Here is a 12,159-nt window from a genome sequence, read left to right on the forward strand (position 1 = left end):
CAAGACCGGCAGGGCGATGCCCTGCGCCGGAGGTGAGAATGTCCTTGCGCCAAACAACGCATGATCCGCGCGTGCAGGCCTTCATCCTGCTCGTCCCGGCTCTGGCCATCTACGCGATCTTCGCGCTCTACCCGATGCTGAACGTGGTCATCATCAGCTTCCAGAAATGGAACGGGCTAGACCCGCAGCGCCCATTCGTCGGCCTTGCAAACTACACGGCGATCTTCACGCGCGACCCGGTCTTCTGGGTCGCCTTCAAGAATACCGTGATCTGGACGCTGATGAGCCTGGTCTTCCCGCCGCTGGTCGGGCTGTTGCTCGCGCTCAGCCTCAACCAGAAGATTTTTGGCCGCAACAGCCTGCGCGCCATCTTCTACCTGCCCGTCATCATCGCGCCGATCGCCGTCGCCACGATGTGGAAATGGATGTACGATCCCTTCTTCGGCCTGTTCAGCCAGATGCTGACGTCCTGGGGCATGCAGACCTGGATCAAGGACTGGCTCGGCAACAAGGATATCGCGCTCTATTCCGTCTTCATCGCCTACCTCTGGCAGACCGTCGGCTTCTCGATGGTGCTGTTCCTGGCAGGCCTTCAGAACGTCTCGCAGACGTTGGTGGAAGCTGCCCGCATCGATGGCGCCGGCCGATGGGCGGTCTTCAAGCATGTCACCCTGCCGGCACTGCGCCCCACCATCACCATCGTTCTGGTTCTGTCGATCATCTCGTCGCTGAAGGCCTTCGACATCGTCTATGGCCTGACCGGTGGCGGCCCGGCTCAATCCACTCAGATGCTGGCACTCTGGGCCTTTACCCAGGCCATGCAGATCTTCGATTTCGGCCGCGGTGCGGCGATCTCGGTGGTGCTGCTCCTGATCACCATGGCGATCGTCATCCCGTATCTGCGCTGGACGCAAAAGCATGAGGAGGTCGAATCGTGACAGTTCTTGGAGCGCAAGCCGATGATATCGACATCGATACCAAGCCGCTTCGCCTGAAGCGGGATCCCATCCTCGTCGGCTTGTGGATCGCCCTCATCCTTGTCGCGCTGATCTGGGTGGCACCCTTCGTCTTCATCGTCTTTACCTCGCTGAAGACACCGGCTGCGGTCACCAGCACCGGCGCCTTCATGCCGCCGACGGAACTCGCCTTCCAGAACTATGCTGACGCCTGGAGCCGCGGCAATTTCGCAAGCTCCTTCTTCAACAGCGTGATCATCACCGTCATCAAGGTGCCGCTCGGCCTGGCGCTGTCGGCAATGGCGGCTTATGCGCTTGCCAAGATCAAGCTCAGGATCAGCAAGGCGCTGCTTCTGCTCGTCGTTTTCGGCACGATGATCCCGTTCCAGGTGATGCTGGCGCCGCTCTTCACGCTGGTGAATTCCTTCGGACTGATCGACACCTATCCGGGCGTCATCCTGCCCTATATCGCCTTCGGCGTCCCTTATCAGGTCTTCATCCTGCACGGCTTCTTCAAGGGCATTCCGAAGGAGCTGTCGGAGGCCGCCCTCATCGATGGCGCAACGCATTTCACCATCTTCCGGCGCATCTTCCTGCCGGTTTGCCTGCCGGTTCTTGCCGCCTTGCTGATCCTCGACTTCGTCTCCACCTGGAACGAATTCGCCATGGCGCTCGTCCTTCTGCAGGACCAGCACATGTGGACCCTGCCGCTCGGCCTCATGTCGTTCCAGGGCCAGTTTTCCAGCAATTACGGCCAGCTCAACGCCGCGATCGTGATGACCGTGCTTCCGGCGACGATCGTCTATCTCATGTTCCAGCGCTACTTCGTGTCCGGACTGACCTCCGGCGCCGTGAAGGGCTGATACCGAAATCTGTTCTACGAGGAGAGACATATGTCCGATGCAGCAGTCGAAAAATGGGGTGTGTTCGAAGCGGCCTTCGCCGGCCCATCCGAAGGCAATCCCTATCTCGACGTGGCATTCGATGCCGTGTTCACGCATAAGAGCCGCGAGGTCCGTGTGCCTGGCTTTTACGACGGCAACGGCACCTACCGCATCCGCTTCATGCCCGATGTCGAAGGCGAATGGTCCTTCAGGACGCGTTCGAAGACCGCTGCCCTGGACGGCAGGACGGGGCAGTTTGCAGCAACCGCCCCGTCAGCCGGCAATCACGGCCCGGTGCGGGTGCGCAACAAATTCCATTTCGGCTATGCCGACGGTACGCCCTTCTTCTCCTTCGGCACCACCTGCTATGCCTGGACGCATCAGCCCCTGGAGATGCAGCAACAGACTTTGGAGACGCTGAAAAAGACCCGCTTCAACAAGATCCGCATGGGCGTCTTCCCGAAGGACTATCCCTATAATACCAACGAGCCGCTGCACGCCTGCTTCGAGAAGGATGCTGACGGCAAGGAGGATTTCGACCGGCCGAACCCGGCCCTCTTCCAGCATTTCGACCGGCAGGTGGCCGCCCTTTGCACGCTCGGCATCGAGGCCGACATCATCATCTTTCATCCCTATGACCGCTGGGGTTATGCCGACATGTCGGCCGAGCAGGATTTCCGCTATGTCGCCTATCTGGCGGCGCGGCTTTCTGCCTATCGGAACGTCTGGTGGTCACTCGCCAACGAATATGACTTCCTGATCGACACCAAGCCGATGGAACAATGGGACCGCTATTTCCACATCCTGGAAGAAAACGATCCCTACCAGCACCTGCGTTCGATCCATAACGGCGACGTGACGGCAAATTTCGATCATCGCAAACCGTGGGTCACCCATACCTGCATCCAGAATCCCGACGTCAAGCGCACGCAGGAATGGCGCAACGCCTATGGCAAGCCGGTCGTCAACGACGAGCCGGAATATGAAGGCGACATCGTGCAGTCCTGGGGCAATCTCTCCGCCCAGGAGCTGGTGCATCGCTACTGGATAACCATGGCGCGCGGCGGTTATGCCGGCCACGGCGAGACTTATTCCCATCCCGAGGATCTGATCTGGTGGGCGAAGGGCGGCGAACTGCGCGGCGAGGCCTGGAAGCGCATCGGCTTCTTGCGCGATCTGCTCGAGGCCGACGTCAGGCACGGGCTGGAACCGCTCGGCGTCCTCGGCGAATGGCCCTGGTCACGCGTCTCTGGCGCAAGGGATGGCGACGGCGATTTCCGGCTGATCTATCTCGGCGAGCACCAGCCCGTCATCTGGTCATCAGGCCTGCCGCTCGACGACGACAATTACGAGGTCGATATCATCGACACCTGGGAGATGACGATCACGCCGGCCGAGAAGGTTGCCGCACCCGTCCCGCACCCCACTCGCCACGGCGCGATCGTGCGTGGCGGCAAGCCGGACGCGGCTTTCGGCGTCAAGCTTCCGCGCAAGCCGCATCAGGCGCTGCGTGTGCGCAGAAAGCGCTAGGGATTTAAGGAGGAGCCCATGTCCGGCTTGAACATCCAGAACGTCAAGAAATCCTTCGGCGCGGTCGACATCATCCATGGCATCGATGTCGATATCGCCGATGGCGAGTTCGTCATCCTCGTCGGCCCGTCCGGCTGTGGCAAGTCAACGCTCCTGCGCATGATTGCCGGTCTTGAGGATATCAGCGCCGGCAAGATCAGCATCGATGGGCGCGTCGTCAACAATCTGCAGCCAAAGGACCGTGACATCGCCATGGTCTTTCAGAACTACGCGCTCTATCCGCAGATGACGGTCGCCCAGAATATGGGCTTTGCGCTGGAGCTCGCCGGCGCCAAGCGTCCGGAGATCGACAGGAAAGTCTCCGAAGCTGCCGCCATCCTCGGCCTGCAGCCGTTGTTGGAGCGCAAGCCGGCACAGCTTTCCGGTGGCCAGCGCCAGCGTGTCGCCATGGGTCGCGCCATCGTTCGCGATCCGAAAGTCTTCCTCTTCGACGAGCCGTTGTCGAACCTCGACGCCAAGCTGCGCGTCAAGATGCGGGCCGAGATCAAAGCCCTGCACCAGCGCCTCAAGACAACGATCGTCTATGTCACGCATGACCAGATCGAAGCCATGACCATGGCCGACAAGATCGTCGTGCTGCAGGGCGGCAAGGTGGAGCAGATCGGCAGCCCGCTTGAACTCTACGACCGGCCGCGCAACATCTTCGTCGCCGGTTTCCTCGGCTCGCCGGCGATGAACTTCCTCGAAGGCACGCTCGAGACTGGCGGCAGCCCGAGCCTCGCTCTTTCCGGCGGCGCGCGCGTCAAACTCTCCCAGGCGCCTGAGAATTCCGCCGGCAGGCCACTGACACTCGGCATCCGCCCCGAAGATATTTCGCTCGGTGGCGAGGAAGGTTTCGAAGCGATCGTGAAGGTGATCGAGCCGACCGGGTCGGAAACCCATGTCGCCGTCGAGGTCGAGGGCAAGGAACTGACCTGGGTCCTGCGCGAACGGGTGAACCTGGCGCCTGAACAGCGGGTGAGACTGTCTTTTGCGACCCCGAAAGTGCATTTCTTCGACCGGCAGACGCAGAACCGGCTTGATGCCTAGGACGGTCATGGATGGAGCGACGAGCCGGGCGGCCTGACACCACCCGGCTCCCTATTTACGGTGGCGGTCCGCCCCAGTCAGGCCACCGTACTGAGTGTTCGCGCAATCGCGTTTCGCCAGCCGACAATTCTCGCCTGCCTGTCTATGTCAGCCATATCAGGCTCAAAGCTGCGATCGCTCGCCCAGGCGCGCGCAAATTCCTGCCGATCCGGCCAGACACCGGCCTTCGATCCAGCAAGCCAGGCTGCGCCGAGCGCCGTCGTCTCCAACGTCGCTGCCCGATCGACGGGACTTGAGAGAATATTGGCGAGATGCTGCATGGTCCATTCCGATGCCGACATGCCGCCATCGACGCGCAGTACCGTCTCAATCGGGTGGTCGCCCCAGTCGCTTCGCATCGCCACAAGCAGGTCGAGCGTCTGGTAGGCAACCGATTCCAGGACGGCGCGCGCCAGTTCCGCCGGGCCGCTGTTGCGTGTCAGGCCGAAAATCGCGCCGCGGGCCTCCGGATCCCAATAAGGGGCGCCGAGCCCGGTGAAAGCGGGCACGACATAGACCCTTTGCTGCGGATCGGCTCTGTCGGCCAGCGCGCCGGTTTCCGATGCATTCCCGATAATGCCGAGACCATCACGCAGCCACTGCACGGCAGCACCGGCAATGAAGATCGACCCTTCCAGCGCATAAGTGCTCTTGCCGTTCAGACGGTAGGCGATGGTGGTGAGCAGCCGGTTCTTCGAATGCACGCGGTCGTCACCCGTATTCAGAAGTGCAAAACAACCAGTGCCGTAGGTCGATTTCACCATGCCCGGTTCGAAACAGGCATTGCCGATTGTCGCCGCCTGCTGGTCGCCGGCGACACCGAGGATCGGGATCGCGGCGCCGAAAATGCCGGGATCGACCGTGCCGAAATCGTCGGCGCTGTCCTTGACCTCGGGCAGCAGCGCCCGCGGGATGCGCAGGATCTTGAGAAGCTCGTCATCCCAGCAGTTCTCGGCGATGTTGTAGAGCAGGGTTCGCGAGGCGTTGGTCGCATCGGTGACATGCGCCCGCGCCCCGGTCAGCTTGTAGATGAGCCAGCTGTCGATCGTGCCGAAACAGACCTCGCCGGCCTCGGCTCGGGCACGCAGTCCCTCGACATTGTCAAGCAGCCAGCGCAGTTTCGTTCCGGAGAAATAGGGATCGAGAAGCAGGCCGGTCTTGGCAGTGAAAAGCTTTTCGTAGCCATCCACCTTCAGCCGGTCGCACATTTCCGCCGTGCGCCTGTCCTGCCAGACGATCGCCCTGTGCAGCGGCCGGCCGGTGTCTTTTTCCCAGACGACGGTCGTTTCCCGCTGATTGGTGATGCCGATGGCAGCGATTGCGCCCGGCGCCACACCGCTCTTTGTGAGAGCGTCGCGCGCGGTCGACAGTACCGTGTCCCAGATCTCACTCGCATCATGCTCCACCCAGCCGGTCTGCGGGAAATGCTGGGTGATCTCAGTCTGCGCCGAGGATGCGATCCGCATCTGAGGGTCGAAAATTATGGCCCGCGACGATGTCGTGCCCTGATCGATGGCAAGGATATGGCCGCTCATGACTTTACTTCCTGCGCAACAGCTATCGTTCCGCCGGAACGGCAGCTCTGTCCTCATTATTGTTTTGGAAAATCGGGAATGGCCGGGTGCTATCGCACCCGGCCGATGACGCTTATTTCTTGGCGTCGGCCCAGCTCTTGACGAGCTCGTCGTAGTTGACGGTGATGGGCTTTTCTTTCTCGTTCTCGATCTTCAGCTGCGGAGCGAGGTTGCCCTTCTTCACCGCATCTGCGTTCCAGTAAGCGAGATCATGCTCCTCGGCGAGCTTCGGGCCGATATCGCCCTGCACCTTGGCGCGTTCGAGGCGCTGCAGCACCTTTTCCTGTTCGGCGCACAGCGAGTCCATGGCCTCCTGCGCGGTCTTTGCACCGGAAGCGGCATCACCGATTGCCTGCCACCACAGCTGCGCGAGCTTCGGATAGTCAGGAACGTTGGTGCCGGTCGGCGACCACTGGACGCGGGCCGGCGAGCGGTAGAACTCGATCAGGCCGCCGAGCTTGGGAGCGCGCTCCGTGAAGCTCTTGTCGCGGATGGTCGATTCGCGGATGAAGGTGAGGCCGACATGGCTCTTCTTCACGTCCACAGTCTTCGAGGTGACGAACTGCGCATAGAGCCATGCGGCCTTGGCGCGGTCGTCAGGCGTCGACTTCATCAGCGTCCAGGAACCGACGTCCTGATAGCCGAGCTTCATGCCGTCCTTCCAGTAGACGCCATGCGGGCTGGGGGCCATGCGCCACTTCGGGGTACCGTCTTCGTTCATGACCGGCAGGCCGGGCTTGACCATGTCAGCGGTAAAGGCCGTGTACCAGAAGATCTGCTGGGCAACCGCACCCTGCGCCGGAACCGGGCCGGATTCGGAGAAGGTCATGCCACCTGCTTCCGGCGGAGCATAGCCCTTGATCCAGTCGAGATATTTCTGGATCGAATAGACGGAAGCCGGGCCGTTTGTGTCACCACCGCGTGCGACGCAGGAGCCGACCGGACGCGAATTCTCGTCGACCTTGATGCCCCATTCGTCGACCGGAAGACCGTTCGGCAGGCCCTTGTCGCCGTTGCCGGCCATGGACAGCCAGGCATCGGTGAAGCGCCAGCCGAGCGACGGGTCCTTCTTGCCGTAGTCCATATGGCCGAAGACCTTCTTGCCGTTCACATCGCGGCCGGTGAAGAATTCGGCAATGTCCTCATAGGCCGACCAGTTGACGGGCACGCCGAGGTCGTAGCCGTATTTCGCCTTGAAATCGGCCTTGTTCTTCTCGTCGTTGAACCAGTCGTAGCGGAACCAGTAGAGGTTTGCGAACTGCTGGTCGGGAAGCTGGTAGAGCTTCTTGTCCGGCGCGGTCGTGAACTTGGTGCCGATGAAGTCGTCGAGATCGAGGCCGGGATTGGTGACATCCTTGCCTTCATTGGCCATCCAGTCTGTCAGCGAACGGGCCTGCTGGTAGCGCCAATGGGTACCGATCAGGTCGGAGTCGTTGACATAGGCGTCGTAGATGTTTTCGCCCGACTGCATCTGTGTCTGCAGCTTTTCGACCACGTCGCCTTCACCGATCAGGTCATGGGTGACCTTGATACCGGTAATCGCGGTGAAGGCGGGCGCCAGCACCTTGGATTCGTATTCATGCGTTGTCAGCGTTTCGGACACGACCTTGATGTCCATGCCGGCGAAAGGCTTGCCCGCATCGACGAACCATTGCATTTCCTTTTCCTGGTCCGCGCGCGTAAGCGTCGAGAGATCGCCGACCTCCTTGTCGAGGAAGGTTTTCGCCTCATCCATGCCGGCATAGGCGGAGCCCGCCATGGCCAGCAAAATGCCTGCTGTCGTCACTAGTAGATGCCGTCGCATAATATCCTCCCAGGTTTAGCGATTGCAGTCCTTACGTCTCAGGCGGCCAGTACCCCCGGCCATCCGTATCAGCTTGGAATCACACGTAACGGAACACGCCGATGGCGTAGATCACGGAGATGCCAAGAGCCCACCACAGGCTGGGTCCGACAAGACCCAGCCATGCGAGATGAATGAATGCTGCGCCGAGCAGCGAGATGAAGAGCCGGTCGCCGCGCGTCGTCTCGAACCGAAGCAAGCCAACGCGCGGCGAGCCGCCCGGCGAAAAATATTCCCAGACGCTCATGGCGATGAGCAGGGTCAGGATCGTGAGAAAGAAGAGCGCCGTCGGCAGCGTCCAGGCCATCCACGAAAGGGTCATGTCCGGTCCTCCTCAGACGCGGCCCAGGGCAAAGCCCTTGGCGATGTAGTTGCGAACGAAATAGATGACGAGCGCACCGGGAATGATGGTCAGCACGCCGGCCGCCGCGAGCACCCCCCAGTCCATGCCGGCCGCCGAGACCGTGCGCGTCATGATCGCAGAGATCGGCTTCGCAGCCGTCGTCGTCAGCGTGCGCGCAAGCAGGAGTTCGACCCATGAGAACATGAAGCAGAAGAAGGCGGCGACACCGACGCCGCTTGCAATCAGCGGCATGAAGATCTTCACGAAGAAGCGCGGGAAGGAATAGCCGTCAATATAGGCGGTCTCGTCGATCTCCTTCGGCACGCCGGACATGAACCCTTCGAGGATCCAGACCGCCAGCGGCACGTTGAAGAGGCAATGGGCAAGCGCCACTGCGATATGCGTGTCGATCAGGCCAAAGGCGGAATAGAGCTGGAAGAATGGCAGCGCGAAGACGGCCGGCGGCGCCATGCGGTTGGTCAAGAGCCAGAAGAACAGGTGCTTGTCGCCTAAAAAGCGATAGCGCGAGAAGGCGTAAGCCGCGGGAAGTGCGGCGAGCACGGAGATGACCGTGTTCATCGCCACGTAGATGATCGAGTTGATATAGCCGTTATACCAGGACGGATCGGTGAAGATGACCGCGTAATTCCTGATTGTCGGGTTCTGCGGCCAGAGCGAGAAGGTGCCGGTGATCTCGGCATTCTCCTTGAAGCTCATGTTGACCAGCCAGTAGATCGGCAGCAGCAGGAAGAGGATATAGATCGTCGTGACCACCCAGGAGAGGTTTCCGGCGGGCTTATATTTCATTTTTGAAACCATGGATCTCTCCTTTCTCAAGCGTTGGCGTCGCTGCTGGTCATGACCGTGTAGAAGATCCACGACAGCAGCAGGATGATCAGGAAGTAGACGATCGACATTGCCGCCGCAGGCCCGAGATCGAATTGGCCAACGGCCATCTTGACGAGGTCGATCGACAGGAAGGTGGTCGAATTGCCCGGCCCGCCACCGGTAACGACGAAAGGCTCGGTGTAGATCATGAAGCTGTCCATGAAGCGCAGCAGCACGGCGATCAGAAGCACCCGCTTCATCTTCGGCAGCTGGATGTAGCGGAAGACGGACCAGCGCGAGGCGCCGTCGATCTTGGCAGCCTGGTAATAGGCGTCGGGGATAGACACGAGGCCGGCATAGCAGAGCAGCACGACGAGGCTCGTCCAGTGCCAGACATCCATGACGATGATGGTGATCCAGGCATCGAGCGGATCGCGCACATAGTTGTAGTCGAGGCCGATCGCTTCCAGCGTATGGCCGAGCAGGCCGATATCGACGCGGCCGAAGACCTGCCAGATCGTGCCGACGACGTTCCACGGGATCAGCAGCGGCAGCGCCATCAGAACGAGGCAGACCGGCACGCCGATGCCCTTCTTCGGCATGTTGAGCGCGATGAAGATGCCGAGCGGAATTTCGAGCGCCAGGATGATGATCGAGAAGAGCAGGTTGCGCTGCAGGGCTGCCCAGAAGCGATCCGACTCCAGTGTCTGCACGAACCAGTCCGTGCCGGCCCAGAAGAACTCGTTATTGCCGAACGTATCCTGCACCGAATAGTTGACGACCGTCATCAGCGGGATGGCCGCCGAGAAGGCGACGAGCACCAGGACAGGCAGAACCAGAAACCAGGCCTTGTTGTTCCAGGTCTTTTCCATGATTCAGGCCTCCCTGCCGACACGCCAGGAATCGGCGTAGATGCTGATCGCTGCGGGGTCGAAACTGACCCGCGCATCTTCCGGGATCTCGGCGTCCTCCGATAGGACGATCGCCAACGGCTGGCCGGCAAAACGGGCGCGTACGATCTTCTGGCGTCCGATATCCTCGACCTTGGAGATCGATACCGGCATGCCGTCACGGCCAAGCCGGATGAATTCGGGACGGATGCCGAGCTCGACCTTGGCGGCCCGCGACGTGTCGGGCGCATAATCGAGATTGATGGTCTCGCCGCCGACACTGACGCTGGAACCAGCGACCTTCGCGGGCATGACGTTCATGCCGGGCGAGCCGATGAAATAGCCGACGAATGTGTGGCTCGGCCGCTCGAAGAGTTCGGCCGGCGTGCCGATCTGGACGATCTCGCCTTCATACATGACCACCACCTTTTCGGCGAAGGTCAGCGCTTCCGTCTGGTCATGCGTGACGTAGACCATGGTGAAGCCGAACTGCTTGTGCAGGCGCTTCAGCTGCGAGCGCAGCACCCATTTCATATGCGGATCGATGACGGTCAACGGTTCGTCGAACAGGATGGCGTTGACGTCATTGCGCACGAGGCCGCGGCCGAGCGAGATCTTCTGCTTCTGATCGGCCGTCAGGCGCTGCGCCTTGCGTTTTGCCCAGTCGGTCAGATCGATCATCTCGAGGATTTCGCGGACGCGCCGGTCGACCTCGGGTTCGGCAACGCCCCTGTTGCGCAGCGGAAAGGCCAGATTGTCGTAGACGGTCATCGTGTCGTAGATAACCGGGAACTGGAAGACCTGCGCAATATTGCGCGCCTGCGTCGAAAGATTGGTGACATCGCGGCCATCGAAAAGGATGCGCCCGTGCGAGGGCTGCAACAGGCCGGAAATGATATTGAGCAGCGTGGTCTTGCCGCAGCCGGAGGGACCGAGCAGCGCATAGGCGCCGCCATCGGTCCATTCGTGATCGACTTCCTTCAGCGCATAATCCTTGTCCGACTTCGGGTCGGGCCCATAGGCGTGGCGGATATGGTCGAGCGTGATGCGTGCCATTGAAACCTCCTATGCCGCCTGGTTGCCGGTTGCGATTGCCCGCCCATCAGGCCCGAAGGCCATGAGATGGCGGGTGTCGAGGAAGACGGCGATCTCGGTATCGGGATCGATGTCGTGAATGCCGTGCGCCAGCATCACCCAACGCACACCGTTGAAATCGACATGCACGAAGCTTTCCGAGCCGGTGATTTCGGAAATCTGCGTGCGCGACGTCAGTCGCGGCGACGCCGGAGTCTGGGCTTGCAGTGACAGATGATGCGGGTGGAAGGCGATCGTGACGGCGCCATCCGGCGTGGCGGCAAGATGCGCCGGCACGACGATCTCAGCGCCAGCTCCATGGCGGAAGATGCTGCCGTTCTTCTCCACCTCGATGAAGTTCAGCGGCGGGTCGGCGAAGGTCTTGGCGGTGACGAGATCGACCGGGCGGCGATAGACCTCGATCGTCTTGCCGAACTGCGTCACGCGGCCTTCGCTCAGCGTCACCGTATTGCCGCCGAGCAAAAGGGCTTCGGAAGGTTCGGTCGTCGCATAGACGAAGATGGCGCCGGATTGCGCGAAAATACGCGGCAGTTCCTCGCGCAGTTCCTCGCGCAGCTTATAGTCCAGATTGGCGAGTGGCTCGTCGAGCAACACGAGGCTGGCATTCTTGACGAGCGCGCGGGCAAGGGCGGTACGCTGCTGCTGGCCGCCGGAAAGATTGAGCGGCGTGCGGTCGAGATAGGGCGTCAGCTTCAGAAGCTCTGCGGCCTTGCGCACTTCGATATCGATCGTCTTGGCATCGTGCCCGGCAATGCGCATCGGCGAGGCGATGTTTTCATAGACGCTGAGTGCGGGATAATTGATGAACTGCTGGTAGACCATCGCGACATTGCGCTTCTGCACCGGCATGCCGGTGACGTCGGCGCCGTCGAAATGCACGGAACCGCTGGTCGGCCGATCGAGGCCGGCCATCAGCCGCATCAATGATGTCTTGCCGGAGAGCGTCGGTCCGAGCAGGACGTTCAGCGATCCCCGTTCAAATGTCAGGTCCGTCGGGTGAATATGGTATTCACCGCCGACCATCTTTGCGGCATGGCGCAATTCGAGCATTCCGGTTCCCGTGCCTCCTCAAGACGGGGACCACATGC

11 protein-coding genes are annotated in these 12,159 nt (G+C 61.1%); 4 read left to right on the forward strand and 7 right to left on the reverse strand.

Features of this window, described 5'->3' with window-relative positions; translation table 11 throughout:
- The first annotated feature begins 38 nt into the window (after positions 1-38).
- The 4 genes from LVY75_09270 to ugpC are packed head-to-tail and all read left to right on the forward strand — an operon-like array spanning position 39 to position 4,459.
- On the forward strand, positions 39-938 hold the full coding sequence (locus LVY75_09270) for a sugar ABC transporter permease (protein XAZ20300.1): 900 nt from the start codon (positions 39-41) through the stop codon (positions 936-938).
- The gene (locus tag LVY75_09275; protein XAZ20301.1) at positions 935-1,819 is read left to right on the forward strand and encodes a carbohydrate ABC transporter permease; all 885 of its coding nucleotides are present in this window, start codon (positions 935-937) and stop codon (positions 1,817-1,819) included. The genes LVY75_09270 and LVY75_09275 overlap by 4 nt, the downstream gene beginning before the upstream one ends.
- 30 nt (positions 1,820-1,849) lie before the next feature.
- Positions 1,850-3,370: a DUF5060 domain-containing protein gene (locus LVY75_09280; protein ID XAZ20302.1), complete on the forward strand. Its 1,521-nt coding sequence runs from the start codon at positions 1,850-1,852 to the stop codon at positions 3,368-3,370.
- An 18-nt stretch (positions 3,371-3,388) separates the two neighbouring features.
- Positions 3,389-4,459, forward strand: a complete 1,071-nt coding sequence (ugpC, locus tag LVY75_09285; protein ID XAZ20303.1) for a sn-glycerol-3-phosphate ABC transporter ATP-binding protein UgpC — start codon at positions 3,389-3,391, stop codon at positions 4,457-4,459.
- A gap of 77 nt (positions 4,460-4,536) precedes the next feature.
- Here the strand turns inward: ugpC and glpK are convergent, their stop codons facing one another.
- The 7 genes from glpK to LVY75_09320 form a co-directional block, all read right to left on the reverse strand.
- Positions 4,537-6,033, reverse strand: coding sequence for a glycerol kinase GlpK (gene glpK, locus LVY75_09290; protein XAZ20304.1), 1,497 nt, complete (start codon positions 6,031-6,033; stop codon positions 4,537-4,539).
- A 112-nt stretch (positions 6,034-6,145) separates the two neighbouring features.
- The gene (locus LVY75_09295; protein ID XAZ20305.1) at positions 6,146-7,876 is read right to left on the reverse strand and encodes an ABC transporter substrate-binding protein; all 1,731 of its coding nucleotides are present in this window, start codon (positions 7,874-7,876) and stop codon (positions 6,146-6,148) included.
- A gap of 79 nt (positions 7,877-7,955) precedes the next feature.
- A complete protein-coding gene (locus LVY75_09300; protein ID XAZ20306.1) occupies positions 7,956-8,237 on the reverse strand; it encodes a DUF2160 family membrane protein in 282 nt (93 codons plus the stop codon).
- A 12-nt stretch (positions 8,238-8,249) separates the two neighbouring features.
- A complete protein-coding gene (locus LVY75_09305; protein ID XAZ20307.1) occupies positions 8,250-9,077 on the reverse strand; it encodes a carbohydrate ABC transporter permease in 828 nt (275 codons plus the stop codon).
- A 14-nt stretch (positions 9,078-9,091) separates the two neighbouring features.
- A complete protein-coding gene (locus LVY75_09310) occupies positions 9,092-9,958 on the reverse strand; it encodes a sugar ABC transporter permease (protein ID XAZ20308.1) in 867 nt (288 codons plus the stop codon).
- A gap of 3 nt (positions 9,959-9,961) precedes the next feature.
- On the reverse strand, positions 9,962-11,032 hold the full coding sequence (locus LVY75_09315; protein ID XAZ20309.1) for an ABC transporter ATP-binding protein: 1,071 nt from the start codon (positions 11,030-11,032) through the stop codon (positions 9,962-9,964).
- A gap of 9 nt (positions 11,033-11,041) precedes the next feature.
- Positions 11,042-12,121, reverse strand: coding sequence for an ABC transporter ATP-binding protein (locus LVY75_09320; GenBank protein ID XAZ20310.1), 1,080 nt, complete (start codon positions 12,119-12,121; stop codon positions 11,042-11,044).
- Between the last annotated feature and the right edge of the window lie 38 nt (positions 12,122-12,159).

The organism is Sinorhizobium sp. B11 (assembly GCA_039725955.1).
GTDB lineage: Bacteria > Pseudomonadota > Alphaproteobacteria > Rhizobiales > Rhizobiaceae > Rhizobium.